The organism is Breznakia blatticola (assembly GCF_004365815.1).
In the GTDB taxonomy this organism is placed as follows: Bacteria; Bacillota_I; Bacilli_A; order Erysipelotrichales; family Erysipelotrichaceae; genus Breznakia; species Breznakia blatticola.
In genome coordinates, this window is record NZ_SODD01000041.1 from 1 (window position 1) to 21,513 (window position 21,513).

The window sequence follows — 21,513 nt, forward strand, 5'->3', positions numbered from 1 at the left end:
TTACCATCACAAGAAATGCTTTAAAGACACATAAATTATTCAGTACTTATCAGTGATTTATCGAGACTTGGTATGCACTGGTTGAATTAAGCCTTAAGGATTATAAATTCTACTTACTACTAATTTACGTTTTGGCTGCTACAGCTTTTGTTGCTCAAACATTCATTTCAAAGCTAATCCCTTTGAAATATATAGCTGTAGTTGCTGTTATACTACTTTTGTTAGGACTAGCATTTTGGTTCTTATTATTCAGCAAAAGAATTAATAAATTTAATCGAGCGTTCGGTGTGTTTCTTACAGTTGTACTTGCAATAAGTATGGTTGTTGGAAATGTATATTTGTATTCAACATATAGTGCACTAGGCAGTATAGCAAGTGATGATGATAAAGAAATTGGTATTTCAATTGTTGTATTAAAAGATTCAAGGTATAAAACAATAGAAGATTTAGATGGACAACCATTTGGTCGAGCAACTAACTTGCCTGATACAAATGTTGATAAAGTACAAGAAGAGTTATCACAAACATATAGTGACACTCTTGAAATGAAAAATTACGAAAGTGTAAATGATTTTGCTGATGCTCTATACAACAAAGAAGTTGAAGCTATCTTACTAAATGAAGGTAGTCGAGGTTTGTTTGATGAAAAGCATCCTAAATTCAACGAAGAAACTAGAGTGATTAAAACATTTAAGTATACAGAAGAAGCAGTTAATATTGCTAAACCAGTAGATGTGACAAAAGATCCATTTGTAATGTATGTGTCAGGTATTGATACATACGGATCAGTGCAAACGGTGTCACGTACAGATGTAAATATGCTATTAGCAGTTAATCCAAATACACATCAAATATTGATTGTAAGTATCCCACGTGACTATTATGTGGCACAAACTTGTCAAGGGGATGCTTTGGATAAACTTACACACACTGGAATCTTTGGTATAGATTGTAGTGTGAGTACACTAGAAAATTTCTTTGGTATGGACATTAACTATTATGGTCGTGTCAATTTTTCAAGTTTAGTTGATATTGTTGATGCTTTAGGTGGTATCACAGTTAATTCGCCAGTTGCTTTTAGTGGTGGTGAATATTCGTTTGTTGCAGGGGAAAATCATATTAATGGAAATGAAGCGTTGGCTTTTGTACGTGAAAGGTATTCACTTAGTGGTGGAGATAACGATCGTGTGAAAAACCAAGCTCGAGTAATTTCGGGAATTATAGATAAAGCAACATCACCATCTATATTAACTGGATATGTTGGATTAATGAATTCACTATCAAATTCATTTCAACTTAATATGACAAGTGATGAACTATCTTCACTTGTACAAATGCAATTGAATGATATGAAAGGTTGGAAAATCAACCAAGTAAGTGTTAGCGGATCAGGGGAAACAAACTGGAGTCCGGCAAATGGATTCAATTCGTATGTAATGCGACCAAATATGGACACAGTCGAATACGCAAAAGAACTAATACAAAAAGTGTTGAATGGGGAAATCATTGACGAAAGTCAATTATAGAAAATACTCATTCATTATAATTGATATTAAGTAATGATTAATTATGCTTAATTTTATAAAGCAAAAGGATAGATGAATATCAAGTTCATGTAGTAGTGAAAATGATACAAAACTATCCTTTTATCTTTTTTTGACATAGATGAATAATAAATTATTGTAGTTGCTTAATATTCTTGTAACAAAAAGAATGATTACTGTTATTATTTATTATTCTTTAGTGCTTTTAATTTTGCATATGCGGCAAGGGTGAAACCATCAACAAGAACATCTGAATGAATTAGTTTTTCGAATTCTGAAATAGATAGTATTTCAAAATCAATTATTCCTTCATGTTTCTCTAATTTTTTTGGAAAAGTATTCGTTTTACAATAAAAAACATTCGCTGCGTTATTTGTCACGCCGGTATCTGGGTATATTAAACCAAGATTTAAAATGGATTCTTGAGTGATACATATTCCAAGTTCTTCGTATACTTCTTTGGTTAAATTATCAATATTTGATAAACCACTTTCGTTAAAACCGCGAACAAATGCGTACTGATAGTCTCTGATACTATGTCTAAATTGTTTGAGTATGATTAGACGGTTTTCAAATTCAACTATAGCTACACTTCCTGGATTTGATAATGAAAGCATTCTCTCATAAGCAAAAGGTCTACCATTTTCATCATAAACCATATCAACTACAAGTGTATGAAATGGACTATGATAAATAACACCAATTTTTAGATTATTTTCAGTCTCAAAAGTTACTATTTTCTTGTAGTCACGCTCGATATTAAAAATTCCAATATTTTTGAATAATTCTGGATTTTGGGCAACTAGCACCTCGTACTCCATCCATTCTTTAGATTTTGAATAATCATTAGATCTAAATAATGATTTGTTATTCTTTGTTTGATCTTGTTTGAATCGAATGTTAATTTTCCTTATATGAAATCTAACGAAATCAACTACTATTTCAACAATGTTTCTTATACTTTCGATCACATCGGGTATTTTTGTAAAAGACTGAATAATCCATAAGAAAAATGCAGAAATTAATATAGTAAAGAATGATGACCAAAAAGCACTTTCAGTAAGGATCAGGTTTCCTAGAAATTGAAATGAATTGGCTAATTCGTCGGCGATAATCTCAAATTCTACTACCAATATGAAAGTTAATATAGAGAGAAGTATAAAAAAAATGAATTGAATTAATACTTGTAAAAGCCAAGAGAAGTTTGATATGAGTTTTGAAATAGGATTTTCCCAATCATATATTTTGTTTACATTCTTTCTGATTCGATATGCAGTATCCCAATGAATAGTATTGATATTTGGTTTATTTTTTTTAAACAAACGTTTTGTCGTAGCAGGTATCGAATAGTTTAAATAATGCCAATCGATTTCATTACAATTGAATTTATCTCCTAACTCTACATGATTATTATAGTAGTCGTCTAATTTATTGCTAAAATCATTAATAAAAGTAATATCTTTTATTGATTGATATGGTTTCAATAGATTTCCTATATTTTCTTGTACAGTATAATTGTATACCATATCTATGATAGATTTCGCCATAATTTTACTTGTTCCAGTTTGGTCAGTATTTAAAAGACTAATCCAGCTTGATCGATTATTTATGTGGTTTTGAGGTATTTTTGATCTTGCCTTCTTTAAAAGTACTATTGCATCTGACACTTCTTCAGGATAGTTAGTTTTAATTTGGTTTGAAAGCACAAGGTGTTCAACGTAGAACAAAAGTTCTGAGAAAGTAGTTAGTTTATTTGAATTTGGTACATATGTATTTAAATTTAAACTAATAGATATTATCATTTTTAGGTAGTTTATTATGTACTCCAATTTGCGTTCACGAGGAGTTTTTATTTTTGGGTTTCCGCGAGATGTGCGTTCGCGTTTAAGTTCGTCTTCCAATTCCTCAAAGCTATTATAAGTTAGTGCTTTCTTGATTTTTCTAAGTTCATTTATATCGTTTGGAGAAACTGGTATTCCAGAAAATATAAAGGGGAAAATACTACATTGATCACCTTTTTCTAAATGTTCAATATTTCTATTTACGACTTCTTGGATGTATTCTGAAGGTGAAGAATAATTATAATTTGCTACTTTGAGAACACCTAACTGAAATAACTGGAAAACATGCTTATAACTTGCTTCATCATGGAGCAAACTTAAAAAAGATTGTGAGTCAGTTAACTGGTTTAGACTTAATACAATACAGTGTCCTTTATTAACGATTTCTTCATACATTTTTTCATGAGCTAGTATAATTTCTTTAGCTGAGGAGTTTCTAACTGAGTCTAACTCAAATAGATAAATATTTTTACTAGATTTATTCATGGTATATCTCCTTTTTTCATCATACATTCTATATAGAAAATTACCAAAATGCAAAGGTATAAGTTGATGTTTTATGTTAGTGATATAATAAATCTCTTGAATCTTATTTCTACCTTGTCTAAAAACATAGTATTTTACCCTGTGATTGTATAGATATTATTATTCAGATAAATCTTGATAAATATAGAACATAAGTTATAATTTAGGAGTCTAGATACTGAAAGGAGTGGCATGAAATGATACGATTGATTTCATGTGATATTATATGAAAATTTTAGTTACAGGTGGGTTAGGGTTTATCGGAAGTCATACATGTGTTGAATTATTGAATAATGGATACGATGTAGTGGTTATTGATAACTTATATAACTCAAAAATTGAAGTAAAAGACTATATTAAAGAAATTACAGGAAAAGACATTGTTTTCTATGAAGCGGATGTTTGTGATAAACAAGCGGTTGATAAAATCTTCGCAGAAAATGACATTGATGCAGTGATTCACTTTGCAGCGTACAAAGCAGTTGGAGAATCTGTGCAAAAACCAATTGAATACTATCAAAACAACTTGGTCAGTACACTTACCCTTTGTGATGTTATGCGTAATCATGGTTGTAAGAACTTTGTATTCAGTTCTAGTGCAACGGTTTATGGTGATCCAGAAAGAGTGCCTATTGATGAAAAATGTGCTGTAGGGGCTACTACAAACCCATACGGGACTACAAAAGTTATGATAGAACAAATTCTTAGAGATATTTATATTTCTGATAATGAGTGGAATGTTATCTTATTAAGATACTTTAATCCAATTGGTGCACACAATAGCGGATTGATTGGTGAAAACCCTGTTGGTATTCCAAATAACATCATGCCTTACATCGCTATGGTGGCTAATAAAGAATTACCTGAACTTCACGTTTTTGGTGATGACTATGATACACCTGATGGAACAGGAGTACGTGACTATATTCATGTGGTTGACTTAGCTAAAGGTCATGTAAAAGCCATGGATAAATTATCAAAAGATAAAGTTGGTGTTGATGCAATCAACTTAGGAACTGGAAACGGTTATAGTGTATTACAATTAGTTAAAGCATTTGAAGAAAGTAACGGTGTTGAAGTACCATATGTTATTGATCCACGTAGAGCTGGTGATATTGCTACATGTTATGCGGCAACAGATAAGGCTAGAGAAGTACTTGGATGGGTTGCAGAAAAAGATATTAATGACATGATGAAAGATTCATGGATGTTTATTCAAAACAGAAATAAGTAGACATAAAAATGGGAAAAAATGAGGCTGTAACGAATACAGTCACTAAATAAAAAATGGAGCTGACCACATATAGTGGATAGCTCCATTTTTTGGTAAAATATGTTTATGAATACACAAACAAATGAGACTCACAAATATACCCTTCCTCAGCAAGAAAAGTATACCACTAGATTTATCAATTAAAATTGATAAATCTAGTGATAAGCTTCAATGAAGTGATGGAAGGAATCAATCTAGCAAAGTACCTTGTGAAACAACACAAAGGTAGACAAGAATATAATCCCTTCACGATGATAAAAGTTGTCCTATTTACTTATATGAATCAAATCTATTCTTTACGCAAAATTGAAAAAGCTATACGAACGGACATACGCTTTATGTGGTTAGCCCAGGAAGAACAACCATCACATATGGCAATTAAACGCTTTATCGATGAAAAGTTAAGATATAATATCAAGAATATTTATCATGATGTATTAAATCGTATTATTGAACTTGATGAAGTAGATACATCGACTATATACATCGATGGAACAAAACTACAAGCAAATGCTAGAAAACTTAGTTTTGTGTGGAAAAAACTGCTATAAAAACTAGAGATAAAATATTTGCGAAGTTGAATGAAGATGTACATAAAATACAGGAGTACTTACCTATGATACAGGAGAAGGATGTTTGGACATTGGAAGATGTTGATGAAATTAGAAGTCAATAAATTTCATTGTCTGAAAAGGATGGTATCACACACGTCTATGGCAAGGGAAAGAGAAAAACACCTATTCAACGCATCTATGATACATTAGATAAATACTATATAACTCTAGAAAGTTATCTTGAGCGTATAAGAATTTGCGGGGATCACAATAGTTATGGCAAGACGGATAACGATGCAACAACGATGCATTTTAAGGAAGATTATTATATGAAAACTGGTGTGTTTCATCCAGCATATAATATACAAATTGGAGTGTCAGATGAATATATTATGCATGCAACGGTTCATCAAGATCGTTCTGATTAAAAAACATTCATTCCATTTTTAGAAGAATACAAGAAATATCGTGGAATTAACGATTTAAAGAATGTCGTTGCGGATGCAGGGTATGGAAGTTATGACAATTAGTTTTACTGCTTAGAAAACAAGTTGAATAGTTATATTAAATACAACACCTATCGCATAGAGAAAACAGCAAAGTTTAAGAAGAAAATCTACAACAAAAATAACTTCGAAAGAAATGCGTGTGGTGAATACATCTGTCCAGAAGGAAAATTTTTCCACTATGCATTTGAAACGGAGGATAAAAGAAGCAAATATTATCGTATTAATGAATACTATGAAAGCGAGTGTGATGGATGTCTTGTGAAAGAGGAATGCACCAAAGCGAAAGGTAATAGAAAAATCACACATAATCCAGTACTACAAGAATTTCAAAAGAATGCAAAAACACTATTGGATAGTGAAGATGCTATTCGTTTTAGAACGCAAAGATCCATACAAGTTGAGGGTGCGTTCGGAGTAATCGAACAAGACTTCGGTTATGAGAGAGTGCAACGAATAGGGCTAAAAAACGTTAGAATGGAAGTTCTCTTGGTTTGTCTTGGATATAATCTAAAAAAATATCATAATAAGAAGCATAGACCGAACATATTAAACTAAACATTTTCAATCAAAATCTACATAGATGTTTTCATAATGCCTTAAATCCTGATATTTAAGGTGTTTTTTAATATTTTCGTCAAAGCTACAAAAAAAGGGGGCTGATAAACCCCATAGATCATAAACTAATCTATTTCGTTACAACCCCATTTTTATCTTTACGTATTGAAATACGTATAATATGATATAATATCAAAGAGGAATTATGAAAAAAGTAATGTTTATATCTAGCACAGGTGGTCATTTATCTGAGTTGTTGCAATTGCAACCTATTTTTGATGAATACGATTATCACATTGTTACTGAAAAAACTAAATCAAATATAAAGTTAATGGATAGATTCCCTAATCGTATTAGTTTTGTTAAATACGGAACAAAACACAATTTATTCACTTATTTTTTTATATTTCCATTTAATTGTATTCTATGCTTAATACTTTATATACGATTAAAGCCAGATGTAGTCGTATCTACTGGGGCTCATACAGGCATACCAATGTTATACATAGCGCATTTTTTTAAGAAAAAAGTAGTCTTTATTGAAACGTTTGCTAATATACGAACAAAATCTCTTTCTGGTAAGCTTGCTTACAAAATTGCTGACACTTTTATTGTGCAATGGGAAAGTATGCTTGAACTTTATCCAGATGCAATCTATGCGGGGTGGATATTCTAATGATATTTGTTACAGTAGGAACTCAAGATAAAGGATTCCCTCGATTGCTTGAGGAAATTGAACGACTAATTATTAAAGGAGTTATTAAGGAAGAGGTCATCGCTCAAATTGGTTCTACAAGTGTAGATTTAAAACATATTAAAACATTTGATTATACAGATATGGAAGAGTTTCATTCATATATAGTGAAGTGCACATTCTTGATTACACATGCTGGGGTTGGGTCGATTTTAGCTGGATTAATAGAAGATAAAAAAGTAATTGCTGTTGCACGGAGAGAGAAATATGATGAACATGAAAACGAACATCAGACTGAAATTTGTGAAGTTTTTGATGAAATGGGATACGTTATTGGTTGTTTAGATGCAAATGAATTAGAAGATGCTGTTCAAACAATTGAAATGTTCACTCCGCGGAAATACGTAAGAAATAACGAATATTTTTGTTCGTTGATGAAGTCAATTATTGGTTAGGAGATTTGCTTGTGATTTATATAAAAATAATAATACAGAGTATTTGCTTTTTTTGTTCTAAAGTGATATCAATTTTGTTTAGCGTATGTGAAATTAAAGGAAATAAAGTTTTCTTTTATAGTTATAGAGGAAATAAATATGCAGATAATCAGAGATCTTTCACTGAATACTATTTAGAAAAAGGTGAAAATGATTTGGAAATTGTCTGGGGGTATAGAAATGATGCTACTAGAGATTCAATTCCTGAAGGTGTCAAGAAGGTGAAGATGATTTCTTTCAAGTATTTCTATCACTTATATACATCAAGGTTCATTTCAACTAATCAAAGGATATCGTTTTTGGACTTCATTAGCAAGAGACATGGGCAAGTATATATTCAAACTTGGCATGCAAGTGCTGCGTTGAAGAAAATTGAAGTAGATGCATTGAGAGATTTACCTGAAATTTATGTTCGGGAAGCTAAAAGAGATTCAAAAATGACTGATTTAATTATTTCGGGAAGTCGCCAGTATTCTGAAGTATATAAAAATAAATTTTGGTATAATGGTCCGTTATTAGAGATTGGGACAATGAGAAATGATGTGTTATTTAAAGATAACAATACACGAGTAAAAATAATAAAGCAAAAACTGCAGATTCCGTTAAATCAGAAAGTTGTATTATATGCTCCAACATTCAGAAATAATCCAGATTTATCAATAAATTTTGATTTTGACTATGGAATGAATTACGAAATGATATCAGAGGCGTTTGAGAAAATGATTGGTGAGAACATTATACTTGTAAAGCAACATCCCAATTTAAAAAATCACAAGTTGACAGAAACAAAATGGTCGAGAGATATTACAGACTATCAAGATATACAAGAACTGTTGTTAATTGCAGATGTACTTGTTACTGATTACTCGTCAGTATTATTTGATTTCATTCTTATGAAGAAACCGCTTTTTATTTATGCAAGTGATTTCGATACATACTCACGTGATTTTATGGTTGATTTAAATGAAATGCCTTGTTCAATTTCAAGGAATAACGAACAGTTAAAAGAGTCAATATTGATTTTTAATGATAAAGAATATCTAGATCGATTATATGATTTTGATAAAAAACATATAGGTACTTTTGAAACAGGAAATGCAAATAAAGATTTTTATAAGTATTTGAAAAAAAATATAAATTAAGAAGAGAGGGAATTATGCGTACAAAAAAAGCTTTGAAAAATATTGTTTTCAATTTTATACAACAGCTTATTGGGATTGTAGTTAATTTTATTTTACCACCATTAATAATTGGAAGGTTTGGAGATAGTATAAATGGACTTGTACAAACCATTCGACAAATGATGCAATATGCACAATTAACAGGTGCCGGGATTGGAGCGAGTAGTACGTATGCGATGTATAAGCCTTTACACGAACAAAACTACCATACACTAAGTGGTGTATATAATGCGACAAAGAAGATGTTCACAAATGCAGGAAATCTCTTCACAATTATAGTTTTAATTCTTTCGGTAGGTTATCCTTTTTTTGTAGAAGGAATAGACTTTAAAACAGTAGCACTTTCTGTGTTAGTTATTGGAATTTCTGGAATTTCTGAATTTTATGTATATGGGAAATATCAATCAATAATTAATGCAAATCAAGATAACTATATAATTGCCATAGCACAAACAATAGGAAATGTTGCAAATGTAGTTGTTTCAGTGATTTTAATATATTTAAACTGTAATATAGTAATTGTTTTACTCGGTGGGAGTGTGATTTATTTACTTAGGATATTAATTTTGACGAGATTTGTTCGATCTAACTATCAATACTTAGATCCTAATGTAAGACCTATGATGGATTTAATTGATCAACGTAATGATGCAATTGTTCATCAAATTTCAGGTTTAATTGTTTTAAGTAGTTCTACTATTATTTTAAGTTTGATGTGTGGTTTGGAAGAAGCAAGTGTGTACTCAGTTTATGCGCTTGTTTTTGGAGGCATTAATACAATATGTCAAATTGTAGCAACTGCAATTTACTCTTCATTTGGGGAAGTGATAGTAAAAGGGAAAAACGATGTGTTGAAGGCTGCATTTAATGTATATGAATGCTTATTTTTCTTTGCAATTTTTATTGTATTTACTGTTGCTTATGTGATGATTATGCCGTTTATAAGTATTTATACGAATAATTTATCAGTAAATGTAGAATACTTTTTACCTTTACTTGGATCTTTGTTTGTATTTGTAGGTATTGCGAATAATTTGCGTGTTCCAGCTCGAACTTTGGTGGATGCTGCTGGGCACTTTAAGCGTACGAGAAATCGTTCGGTTGTTGAAATGATAATTAATCTAGTAGGACAAATTGTGTTTACTTACATGTTTGGTATTTATGGTGTGCTTTTAGGATGTTTAGCTTCATATTCGTATCGGACAATTGATTTTATTTTATACACAAATAAGCATATTATCAAACAATCAAATTTAGTGAGTATTCGAAGAATTGTGGTTGGATTTGCCGCTAGTATTTGTATGGTTCTACTTTTGCAAGTAATTGTACCCTTAAGAATGACTGGATATGTTGAGTGGGTTATTTATGGATTCATTGCCACGTTTGCAACCAGTGTTGTGTTTTTTATTATTTATATTATCTTCGATCAAAAAACTATGAAGGAGATTTACAATATATTAAAAAATATCTTAAAGAAAAGTAATTAGTTGTGCATGAAAAGCATATTTTTGCTATAATTGATTGGATTGGAGGTTTTAGACATGTTAAAAACACTAATTATTGTGCCAGCATATAATGAAGCTTTAAATATTGAGAAAGTTGTTAATGATATTGTTGTAAATGCACCTGAAGCTGATTATATAATTGTTAATGATGGATCAAAAGATAATACTTTAGATGTTATTAAAAAAAATAGTTTTAATTGCATTAATGGGTTTATCAACTTAGGATTGTGGGGAGCAGTTCAAACAGGTTTTAAATACGCTCTTGATTCAGGATATGATGTAGCAATCCAGTTTGATGGAGACGGTCAACATTCAGCAGAATATGTAAAAACTCTCGTTGAAGAAATTGAAAATGGAAATGATATCGCAATTGGATCACGCTTCGTTACAGAGAAAAAACCAATGACAAGTCGAATGTTAGGAAGTCGACTTATATCTATGGCAATATTTCTTGTAACTAGAAAGAGAATTAATGATCCTACCAGTGGAATGAGAGCATATAATAGAACAACTATGATAGACTATGCCACTGATATGAATAACCCACCTGAACCAGATACACTTGTGTATATGTTACGTAAAAATAGAAAGGTGAAAGAAGTTCAAGTAGAAATGACTGATAGAGAGTTTGGAGAGTCTATCTTCAATATATCTCATACAATTAGTTATATGAGTAGAATTATGATTTCTATATTATTAATTCAACCATTTAGAAAAGTGAAATAGAGGTAAGAATATGATACCATCAGATTTACAGATAGTTTTCGTTACAACTAGTTTATTTACATTTGTATACATTTTAGGACAAATACGAAAACATAAAACAAATATTAATGATTCAATCATTTGGATTCTATGGAGTGTGGGATTACTTATTATGAGCATTTTCCCAAAACTTGCAATGAGTCTTGCAACACTATTAGGTTTTCAATCAACTAGTAATTTTATAATTGTTGTGTTTATTTTCTTCATTTACATTATTGTATTCTCACAGGTTAATAAAATTTCTTTGTTAGAAGAAAAGAATAAACAACTTGCTCAAAAATGCAGCATATATGCTTATGAGCTTGAGAAAGAAAAATTAAAAGGAAAAGAATAATGTTTGAAGTAATAAAATTAACGTTAATAACAGTTATACTATTTTTTTCATCGAAAGCGTTTGGTGAACTTTTAAATATGAAATGGAAGAATCCATTTTCAAGTGTTTTAGGAGTTGGATATTTAGCTAATTTAGCTTGTTTTTTTGTTATTACATTACCAGTAATGATTTTTAAACTCTCAACACAATATCTCTTTGTGTTGGGACTTTTGTATTTGTGTATTTTAATCCTTGCAATTTATAAAACTATACAAAAAAAAGTTTTATTTCGATTCGATAAAATTGACATAGTTATACTAAGTTGTTCAGTTGTGTTACTTGGTTTTTACGGATTTGTGCTAGATTTCGGTTTGATTGAAACTTATGATTCGATATTTTATAGTAGTTTGACAAACAATGCGTCAAATTCACATGCTATATCTGTAGTGGATCCGTATACGGGATTGTCCAATTTGCAAAATTTCTACAAATATATGTCATACTACTATTTAGCTAGTTTTTATGGAGTGCTTTTTCAACTCAAACACGCATACTTGGTTCTAGTTTGGTCTTTTACGTTTATGAACTTCATATTGTTCTTTAATACAGCATTCACTGTATGCCGAATTTCGAAGAACAAAGTGGTAAATAATATAATAAGTGTGTTTTATTTGTCACTGATATTGAGCATGTTTCGCGCTCCATTCAATGCGTTGCACTTAACAACGTTTGTTGTTTCAATATATGTGTTTAGATTTACTTTTCGTTTATTTAAGAAGAATTATGACATTCTTCCATATTTAATCATTACAATTATTGCATGTATTTCATTCACATCAACATCATTATTTACCATTTTGCCTTTTGTTTTGGTGCTGTTAATTACAAATGCATGCATAAAAGATAGAATTCCTTATAAATATTTATACTATTTAACAATTCCGGTGTTGGTACTCGGTTTCTTGTATGTGTATGAATCACTGAAGAATCCTTTTGTACTAGTTGCGGCAATTGCTATCTTGATTTGCTTTAGTCTTTTATTTCTATGGAAGCCGTTTGATACTATCGTTAGATATGGAAGCTTATTTTTAGGAATTATAGTATTTACTGTCTTTTTAATCCCTGATAAATTACCAATTCAAAATCTTATTTCTAACAACTTTATGCAATCAACAGCTATCAGTAAAAATGAATCAATTCCAGAAAATGAATCAGGAGATATAATTGAAGATTGTTTGGGTATTCATTCGCTGAAGGTAAAGAACAATGATTCAATGTATGACTATAAAAAAGGTTTAGGGTCTTCGATAAACTATATGATAGGAGATGGCGATTTAAAAATTACTACAATAATGATTACTTTCTCTCATTCTATTCCAAAGTATGGAGGAATGTTATTTTTGTTGATTTACGGATTTATCAAAAGAAGAAAATCATATGCCTTTGTTTCATATGTAGTATACTTATTATTGTTTAATAATCCGCTAGTTGCTAATGGTGTGAATTTACTTACTTTTGGACTGAGTCAAAGGATTGTACTGTTTTTTAATACGTATTATGCTATTTTGGGAGTTAAGTACTTTTTTGATTACTTTATCGATTATGTGTGGACTAAGTATAAGATTTCAGTTAGTTTACAAAGTGTTTTACGCTTTACATTTTATAGTTTAACGATATGTTTGATTACTTCAATATGTACATATGGAATAAATATTATGCCAAAAAGTTATACAAATTATAATTTCTTATACAAAGTTCCGAATAGAATCGTAGAGCTCGAGGATAAAATATATGAACTTAATCTAGATAATGGTAAAGATTATAAGGAACGCTACTTTTTCACAGAAAGTGCATTCAATGTGAAATTGCTAGATCGAAGAGGTGAGAGCAAGGTTACTGTAATGAACAGCAAGGAATATATGAATTACTTCGGGAACCGAGATGTTATCACAGATAAAACAATAATTAATGACTATTTCGAAAGTGAAGGTTTGTATAGTTTGAACTCAGTTGTAAATAAATGCAATTTGATGGAATTAAATGAAGAGCAAATAAAGCCAAATTGCGTTTGTTCTATAAAGAATATTGTTAAAAATTATGGTGTTGATTATATAGTTACAAAAGCTCCAAAAAATAGTGTATTTAAAGAAAGTTTACAAGATGATTTTTTAATAGTTTGGGAAAATGATGATTACATAATATTAAGAAATAAGGAGAGTGTATAGTATGAGTTTAAGCAATATTACAATGATAATAAAAACATTTGAACGACCAGATTGTATACGAAAACTAGTAAAATCAATATATAAATACTATCCTGAAGCAATTGTCTTGATTGGTGATGATAGTGAAGTGTCATGCAAAGATGAGATTGAAGGTAAATATAAAAATAAACAAATAAAAGTTTATGAGCTACCGAAAGATAGTGGACTATCATTTGGTAGAAACTTTTTATTGGAAAAAGTCGATACACCTTATTTCTTATTATTAGATGATGATTTTGTTTTTGACAATAGAACTAAAATAGTTGAGTGCTTGAACGTTTTTATGAAAAATGATATCGATATACTAGGTGGTTTGTTCAGAAATTATAAGATTATCAATCATTGGTATGACAATCTTATTGTATTCGCACAAAAAATACTTCGTTATGAACTGACTACAAATTACATTGGAACTATTGATTTTGATGAAAATACGAAGATACTTACTACAAAGTATGAATTACATCGATTTCCTAAATATGAAAAAACTGATATTGTGCATAATTTCTTTATAGCAAAGACAGATAAGGTACGAAACGAGAACTTATGGGATAATGATCTTAAGCTTCAAGAGCATACGCCATTCTTTTTTGAAGCCAAGAAAAAAGGATTTAAAGTATACACAACAAATCAACTAAGTGTAAGACATATGCCAAAGCGAATGAAAAAATACAATAGTTTCCGTGGTAGGGATTTTGTCCAAGTATTTATGCATAAATACAATATTAATCAAATCAGAATGTCAAATGATGACGGAGTTAATAAAGTAATTAATAAGAAGGATAAATATGATTAGTATTATTGTACCTGTGTATAATGCAGAACGTTATGTTGAACAATTAGTTAATAATATCAAAAATCAAACACACAAAGATTTTGAGGCTATTTTAGTTAACAATAATTCTAAAGATAATACAGAAAAACGTTTAAAAGAGTTAATCAAAGATGATTCGCGTTTTAGAATTCTTTTTGAAAGTAAGCAAGGTCCAAACTATGCAAGATTGAAAGGATTTGAATCTGCGATTGGTGAATATGTATACTTTTTTGATAGCGATGACCGAATTTATCCACATACAATAGAAAACTTGTATAGAAATGCAATTGAAAATCATAGTGATATAGTTATTGCAGATTATGTTGAAATTGACGAAACAGGAGAAATTACTAAACGATGTAAAGGAATTAATTATTCAATAAATGATTCTTCGAGTATATTTGATCCTGAAAAGACATTTTTTGTAAAGATGCCACTTTGGAATAAATTGATTAAGAGAAATATGCTTAAAAAAGAATATTTTGCTTTTTCTTCAATTGGTGAAGATATGCTTATATCTTTATGTTGTGTTGCTAATTCAACTAAAATATCATATTTAGACAAAGAAATATATCAGTACTTAGTAACTGAAAACGGATTATCATACGAAGTTACACTAAAGAATTCTTTAGGGATTCTTGAAACTTTCAAAGTGATGGATTTAATCTTCGATAATGAGTTCAGAAAGCGCTATGATGAACAAAAAGTATATATTCAAACACAACATTTGTTGTTTCGTTTGATGCGCTCAATATTACTAAATAAGAACGACAGAAAAATTGCATATATGCAGTTGACGAATTTCTTGAAGACAAGTAATTATAAAAATAACGTTTACTATAAAAAAAGTATTCCTTTTAAAGGAGCAAGTTTTCTTTTAACAAACTTATTCATGTATAAAGTAAGCAGCGTAATTTTAAAACCATTTCTAGTAAATAAAACATTACAAAAAGTGTTAAAGAAATTAGATAAATAGGAGAATTTATGAATATTGAAGTACTCATGTCGACAATGAAACGTTCATCTATAAATGAATTGAAGCTAAAGGAGAAAAATATTTCGACTCCCCTGTTAGTTGTGAATCAACTCGCTGACTCAGATTCTCACGTGATAGAGGATGAATGTAGATTCTTTTCCTATACCGAAAAAGGATTATCAAGATCAAGAAACATACTGCTTAAAAATGCAAAAGGTGATGTTGGGATAATTACTGATGATGATATTACATTTATTGCAGAATATAAAACGATTTTATGTAACGCATATGAAAAGCATCCTGAGGCTGGTATTATTACATTCAATCTAAAAATAGGAGATGATACAAAAGGCTGGGACAAAGAGTTTACACATACTTTTTGGTCGTTAATGAGTGTAGCATCCTGTCAAATAAGTATAAAACCATCAGTAATAAGAAATTTAGATATTCATTTTAATGAGAGCTTTGGTTTAGGAGCAAGTTTTAAAAGTGGTGAAGAAAATCTTTTTCTGAATGATTGTCGAAAAAAAGGTGTAACTATTATTCATGTTCCAATTACATTGTGTTCTCATCCACACGAGGATACAACTGGAGAACTATGGAGTGCTGATTTAGTAAAGTCAAAAGGTGCACTTTCAACTGCTTTATTAGGTAAGAAACATGTTTTATTTCTATTGTATTTTATATTGGTAAAGCATAAAGAGTATAAAAAAACAATGAAAATAAAGGAGTTTTACAGAAATTATATGAATGGTGTGCATGAATATAGGAGTAGATAATGAGCAAATGTAAGGTAGCAATATTCCAGTATGATCTCGGAGTTGGTGGAATTCAAAAATCATTGATTAATTTATTAAATGCTATTGATGAAAAGAAATATGATATTGATTTGTTTTTGTTTTCGAAAGAAGATTTTTATGAAACTAGTTTACCAAAATTTGTTACAGTTAATTATATACATTCCTTTCCAAGTTGGATGAAAATTTTGCCTTTTAGAATAGCGAAACGATTTGCGCATAAATTAAATGACACAATCTATGATGTTGCGATTGATTTTAATTCATATCAAAATGAATGTGCTGCATTTGCATTGCTTTGTAATGCGAATAGGCATATTATTTGGTGTCATAATGATGTAAAAATTAAACAAAAGAATGAGGCAAGATATCGATATTTATGGCTGATGATGAAATCGAAGTTTTACTTTTTTGATAATATCTGTATTGTTTCCAAGGGAGCAAAAAAAAGCTTTGTGGAAGTAACAGGAATTGAGGAAAAAAAAGTACACGTATTACCTAATATAATTAATACAGATGAAATTTTTCAATATAAGAATCAAGTTAATTCAATAGAAGTTGATAATAATAAATACAATTTAATCACAGTTGGGCGGATATCACATCAAAAAGGACTAGATATTTTAGTTGAACTGTTTGGAAAAGTTGTTGAGAAAAGAAAGGATATACACTTATATATTGTCGGAGATGGTGACGATAAGAAAAAATTGATTGAAGAAGTACAAAAATTAAAACTTAATAATTTTGTTACATTTACTGGATATTTGAAAAATCCATTTAGTTTAATGAATAATATGGATGGATTTATATTAACATCAAGATATGAAGGTCAAGGAATGGTATTGTTAGAAGCAAAAAGTCTTGGTCTTGATGTTTTTATTCCAAAGCATTTAGAACAATACGTCGATAACATCTCTGGACAAGTGGATTTAATTAATTCCTTACTTAATGCGTCTAAAAATGCAATAAAACGCTATGATGATTTGTCTACGTATAATAATTCGATAATTGAGAAATTTGATCAATTGTGTACTGAGGAGACCAACTATGAATGATGTATCTGTAATTATTCCGGTTTACAATGCTGAATTATACATTGCTAGATGTGTTGATTCATTATTAAATCAAAAAACACAATATTCATATGAAATAATTTGCGTTGATGACGGATCAACAGATAATAGTGCACAAATATTAATGAAATATAATGGCATGATACGTGTGATTTTGAGTGAAAACAATGGACCAGGACATGCACGAAATTTAGCTGTGAATAACTCAAATAGTACTTATCTAATGTTTGTAGATGCAGATGATTATGTGAGTGATGATTTTATAGAAATGCATATGACAGCATTGAAAGAAACTAACTCAGATATATGTATTTCGGATTTTTATCGTGTCACTCAAGATAAAAAAAAATATGTTTCAAAAGGAAAATATAAAATATATCTAAAAGGTCAATTTCAGGAAGTATTGTTAATGGAATTTCATTCTGTTAATAAAGCAATTAAAAGAAGTGTTTTCATTAATTATCCTGAGAATATTTTTTTTGAAGATATGGTAGCCATGTCTGAATCAATTTTGAATGCGAACAAGATTGTGAAAATTGAGAAAGCTGGTTATTATTATAATTGTGTTGAAAATTCTACAACGAATACTTTAAGTGACAAAATATATGATATTTATTACGCCACAATGATGATGGAACCTAGTTTTGTAAGAAATGGTTATAGTCAAGAAATTGAGTATCTATTCGTTAATGGAATTCTTGTGGATTTATGTATTAAACTTATAAAAGCAAAAGGAATCAAAGCTAAACAAGAAGTATATGAGTACTTAAATGAAGTTAGCATAAAATACCCAAGGTGGTATCGAAATAAATATGTAAAAGATACTAGATTTATGAAAAGGATATACTTATTCTTATTAAGAAAACATCTGTTTTTAATCGTTATGCTAGTTTTTCGGAGGAAAAAATAATGGAACTATTTTTTATTATTTATGCATTGTTAATGTTCTTTATCTCTAATGGATTAGGTAAATTAATTCTAAAAAAGGAAAGTAAGATATATCCGTTCCGTTCGTTATTAGGGTTTTGCCTGTTCATTTCCACACTACAATTGGGATATTATCCTATGCAGTATTTTCAGGTATCTATTAACTTTGTTTACATTTGGACGATGATAGTCTTTATTGTTTCATTTGTTATTGGTGTACGATTTTTTTCGAAAGATGACTTTAAAATCTTTAAAAGATGGGAATTTTACTTCTTGTTTTTCTTAGTATTCTTTTTTGTGAAAATTTTGCCAATAAATGAAGCTGGTGATGATTGGTTTTATATGCCATTAATCATGGACAACGTTGATGCATCAAGAATAAATTCAATAGATCCAAGAACTGGGTGGAATTTAGATATTGGGAGTATATGGAGTTATCAAGGATACTATCTATTGGCAACATGTATATATAAGATTCAAAGTTTATTTGATACTTCTGTAAATGCAATTTTTGTTTCATTCCGTTCCACTTTCTCTTTGTTAATGATTCTTTTTTCTTCAATTGTATTGTCCGAAATACCGAATATATTGAAGATAAAAAAACGTTCTATTAATATTATTATCCAATTACTATCAATTTACTTGGTTGGTTTCTTAGAATGGTCACACATTTATTGGGGTTCTTTTGCATCATTCACTACATTTTTTCCTTTAATGGTGTTTTCAATAAATGATTATGTAAAAGTTCCAACACAAAGAAAGGCAATAATTATTGCAATAATAAATGGAGCAATAATATCACTGTTCTCATCAGCGTTATTCTTAACTGCATTTTTAATGTATTCCTTTTTTACATGCAGCATATTCAGGAGAAATGTACGTTTTATAGATTATTATATAATGCTTATTCCATCATTGATATATCTTTCATTATTTGTGGAAAAACCATATCTTATTCTTTTAGTGGTTCTTTTTTTCTATATTGCAAGCAAGTTTTTGTCGACTAAAATTGATCTATTTTTTAATAAATATGGAATGTATTTTGTAATAGCAATTCCAATACTAATAGTTTTAATTACTCCTATTCTTGGTATGAAATATACATGGTCATTGTATCGGTTAGGTTATATATATTTGCTATTTAATATTAGTATTTCCATTTTTATTATGTATGAAATAATGAAGAAGAAAAGAACTATAGAACCACTTTTATTAATGTTTGTAGTATATGTGATTACTTTTTTTAATCCGCTAGTTTGTCCATTTATTTCAAATTACTTTACAAGTGATCAAGTCTATTATAGATTGTTTTACATAACAAAAAATCCATTAGTCATTGCTTTTATTTTTAAATATATTTATGTGCATTACTTTAAAAATAAAAATGCACAAATTGTATACAGTATATTTATATCTTCGTTAATGTGTTACTATTTACTTGTTTTTCTTCAAGGAGTAAATTTCAATGTCGAATTCTCAAATAGTTATAATTATATTTTAAGAGAAGATGATGATGAGTTAGCTGTTGGTTCTTTTCTAGCAATAGAAAAATTTGACTGCGACACGTTGATATGGAGTGATTATATACAACCACGAATGTTTAATCAAAAAGTGAAGGCTCGGGTTTCACGATACGCAGAAACTGATCAAGGTATTGAAGTGATTGATCAGTTTCTGCATTCAGAAGAAGAGTTACCAACTGAAAAATTTATTGATAGTAAAAACGCAATTCATAATTCTGGAGTTTCTTTATTGATTACAAGAAACAATTCAATAATTAAGGAGAGAGTTACTTTAATATCAGATATAATATATGAGAATGATTCCTATATAGTTTATAAAGTGAGGTAAAAATGAGAAGACATGCATACTTAATCATGGCACATAACAATTTCTCTATATTAAAAAGATTAATTTCTATTTTAGATGATGAAAGAAACGATATCTTTATTCATATTGATGCAAAAATTGAGTGTTTTGACTCCTCTGAATATGCCGGTATTGCAAAAAGGTCAAAAGTACAATTCATTGATAGAATTCCTGTATATTGGGGAGATTATTCACAAATACAGTGTGAGTATAATCTACTTCGCGCTGCGAACGGAGATTATGAATATTATCATCTTCTCTCAGGAACTGATTTGCCAATAAAAACACAAGATGAGATACACAGTTTTTTTAATCAATTGAGTGGCAAAAGCTTAATTCAATTTGTATCAAGGTCATATGCAGAGAAAACTAGTGCTTACTATAGACTAAAGCGTTATAAGTTCTTTCAAAAATATGTCAAGTCAAATAAAGTGTTACCCAAATTTTGTGCTAATTTATTTCAACACATATTTATGCCGCTACAGACTATTTTCGGTGTTGATCGTACAAAAAAGAAAAATATATCAATCGGTTTTGGTGCAAACTGGTTTAGCTTATATAAGGATGATTATAAGCTAGTTATCGAAAAACAGTGCTTTGTTGAAGAAAATTTCAAACATACATTGTGTGCAGATGAATTATTCATTCAGACTATATTGTTGACATTTGGAAATGTTGACGTAACTTTTGATGAAGACTTTAATGGCAAATCGCATGGAAGATATATAGATTGGAATAGAGGAAATCCATATATTTTTCGAACAGAGGATTATGATTTGCTAATTAATAGTCAGTGTTTATTTGCTAGAAAATTTGATGAAAATATAGATTTTAATATTATTAATAAAATCTATGATAATATAAAAAAATAACAGCATTATACTTTTTTTTGAATATGTATAATGTTATCATTATCAAGTTAAGGAGGGAATATGAGAATTAAAAAAGGCTTAATTCAACCAGTGCATACCAAGTCTCGATAAATCACTGATAAGTACTGAATAATTTATGTGTCTTTAAAGCATTTCTTGTGATGGTAA

The 21,513-nt window shown here is 29.6% G+C and carries 20 protein-coding genes; 19 read left to right on the forward strand and 1 reads right to left on the reverse strand.

Going from position 1 to position 21,513, the window contains the following annotated elements; genetic code table 11:
• The first annotated feature begins 182 nt into the window (after positions 1 to 182).
• A complete protein-coding gene (locus EDD63_RS09395; protein WP_243833761.1) occupies positions 183 to 1,526 on the forward strand; it encodes an LCP family glycopolymer transferase in 1,344 nt (447 codons plus the stop codon).
• 200 nt (positions 1,527 to 1,726) lie between these two features.
• Here the strand turns inward: EDD63_RS09395 and EDD63_RS09400 are convergent, their stop codons facing one another.
• Positions 1,727 to 3,871, reverse strand: a complete 2,145-nt coding sequence (locus EDD63_RS09400) for an NUDIX hydrolase (protein WP_134170788.1) — start codon at positions 3,869 to 3,871, stop codon at positions 1,727 to 1,729.
• A gap of 265 nt (positions 3,872 to 4,136) precedes the next feature.
• On the opposite strand from EDD63_RS09400, the gene galE reads away from it, so the two are divergent.
• From galE to EDD63_RS09490, 18 genes are all read left to right on the forward strand, one after another.
• Entirely contained in the window at positions 4,137 to 5,144 is a 1,008-nt protein-coding gene (gene galE / locus EDD63_RS09405) for a UDP-glucose 4-epimerase GalE (protein ID WP_134170790.1), read from the forward strand.
• Between the two features lie 197 nt (positions 5,145 to 5,341).
• Positions 5,342 to 5,734, forward strand: coding sequence for a transposase (locus tag EDD63_RS09410; RefSeq protein WP_134170792.1), 393 nt, complete (start codon positions 5,342 to 5,344; stop codon positions 5,732 to 5,734).
• A 131-nt stretch (positions 5,735 to 5,865) separates the two neighbouring features.
• Positions 5,866 to 6,165, forward strand: a complete 300-nt coding sequence (locus tag EDD63_RS09415; RefSeq protein ID WP_134170794.1) for a hypothetical protein — start codon at positions 5,866 to 5,868, stop codon at positions 6,163 to 6,165.
• 123 nt (positions 6,166 to 6,288) lie between these two features.
• Positions 6,289 to 6,801, forward strand: a complete 513-nt coding sequence (locus EDD63_RS09420; RefSeq protein ID WP_134170796.1) for a transposase — start codon at positions 6,289 to 6,291, stop codon at positions 6,799 to 6,801.
• A 205-nt stretch (positions 6,802 to 7,006) separates the two neighbouring features.
• Complete coding sequence (pssD, locus tag EDD63_RS09425) at positions 7,007 to 7,477, forward strand: PssD/Cps14F family polysaccharide biosynthesis glycosyltransferase (RefSeq protein WP_134170798.1); 471 nt, start codon at positions 7,007 to 7,009, stop codon at positions 7,475 to 7,477.
• Positions 7,477 to 7,950 (forward strand): PssE/Cps14G family polysaccharide biosynthesis glycosyltransferase, encoded by a 474-nt coding sequence (gene pssE / locus EDD63_RS09430; RefSeq protein WP_134170800.1) that lies wholly within the window; start codon positions 7,477 to 7,479, stop codon positions 7,948 to 7,950. Before pssD ends, pssE begins: the two co-directional genes overlap by 1 nt.
• Positions 7,951 to 7,961: 11 nt before the next feature.
• A complete protein-coding gene (locus EDD63_RS09435; RefSeq protein ID WP_166667608.1) occupies positions 7,962 to 9,131 on the forward strand; it encodes a CDP-glycerol glycerophosphotransferase family protein in 1,170 nt (389 codons plus the stop codon).
• A 14-nt stretch (positions 9,132 to 9,145) separates the two neighbouring features.
• On the forward strand, positions 9,146 to 10,657 hold the full coding sequence (locus EDD63_RS09440; RefSeq protein WP_134170804.1) for a lipopolysaccharide biosynthesis protein: 1,512 nt from the start codon (positions 9,146 to 9,148) through the stop codon (positions 10,655 to 10,657).
• A 54-nt stretch (positions 10,658 to 10,711) separates the two neighbouring features.
• Entirely contained in the window at positions 10,712 to 11,401 is a 690-nt protein-coding gene (locus EDD63_RS09445; protein ID WP_134170806.1) for a glycosyltransferase family 2 protein, read from the forward strand.
• A gap of 10 nt (positions 11,402 to 11,411) precedes the next feature.
• Positions 11,412 to 11,774: a DUF2304 domain-containing protein gene (locus EDD63_RS09450; protein WP_134170808.1), complete on the forward strand. Its 363-nt coding sequence runs from the start codon at positions 11,412 to 11,414 to the stop codon at positions 11,772 to 11,774.
• Positions 11,774 to 13,978: a hypothetical protein gene (locus EDD63_RS09455; RefSeq protein WP_134170810.1), complete on the forward strand. Its 2,205-nt coding sequence runs from the start codon at positions 11,774 to 11,776 to the stop codon at positions 13,976 to 13,978. Before EDD63_RS09450 ends, EDD63_RS09455 begins: the two co-directional genes overlap by 1 nt.
• A 1-nt stretch (position 13,979) precedes the next feature.
• Positions 13,980 to 14,813, forward strand: a complete 834-nt coding sequence (locus EDD63_RS09460; RefSeq protein ID WP_134170812.1) for a glycosyltransferase family 2 protein — start codon at positions 13,980 to 13,982, stop codon at positions 14,811 to 14,813.
• A complete protein-coding gene (locus EDD63_RS09465; RefSeq protein ID WP_134170814.1) occupies positions 14,806 to 15,807 on the forward strand; it encodes a glycosyltransferase family 2 protein in 1,002 nt (333 codons plus the stop codon). The genes EDD63_RS09460 and EDD63_RS09465 overlap by 8 nt, the downstream gene beginning before the upstream one ends.
• An 8-nt stretch (positions 15,808 to 15,815) precedes the next feature.
• Positions 15,816 to 16,586: a glycosyltransferase family A protein gene (locus tag EDD63_RS09470; protein ID WP_134170816.1), complete on the forward strand. Its 771-nt coding sequence runs from the start codon at positions 15,816 to 15,818 to the stop codon at positions 16,584 to 16,586.
• Positions 16,586 to 17,659 carry a glycosyltransferase gene (locus EDD63_RS09475; protein ID WP_134170818.1) on the forward strand — a complete coding sequence of 358 codons (1,074 nt, stop codon included), beginning with the start codon at positions 16,586 to 16,588 and terminating at the stop codon, positions 17,657 to 17,659. Before EDD63_RS09470 ends, EDD63_RS09475 begins: the two co-directional genes overlap by 1 nt.
• Positions 17,652 to 18,587 (forward strand): glycosyltransferase family 2 protein, encoded by a 936-nt coding sequence (locus EDD63_RS09480; protein ID WP_134170820.1) that lies wholly within the window; start codon positions 17,652 to 17,654, stop codon positions 18,585 to 18,587. The genes EDD63_RS09475 and EDD63_RS09480 overlap by 8 nt, the downstream gene beginning before the upstream one ends.
• On the forward strand, positions 18,587 to 20,455 hold the full coding sequence (locus EDD63_RS09485; protein ID WP_134170822.1) for a hypothetical protein: 1,869 nt from the start codon (positions 18,587 to 18,589) through the stop codon (positions 20,453 to 20,455). The genes EDD63_RS09480 and EDD63_RS09485 overlap by 1 nt, the downstream gene beginning before the upstream one ends.
• 2 nt (positions 20,456 to 20,457) lie before the next feature.
• Positions 20,458 to 21,345 carry a beta-1,6-N-acetylglucosaminyltransferase gene (locus EDD63_RS09490; protein WP_134170824.1) on the forward strand — a complete coding sequence of 296 codons (888 nt, stop codon included), beginning with the start codon at positions 20,458 to 20,460 and terminating at the stop codon, positions 21,343 to 21,345.
• Positions 21,346 to 21,513 lie beyond the last annotated feature (168 nt).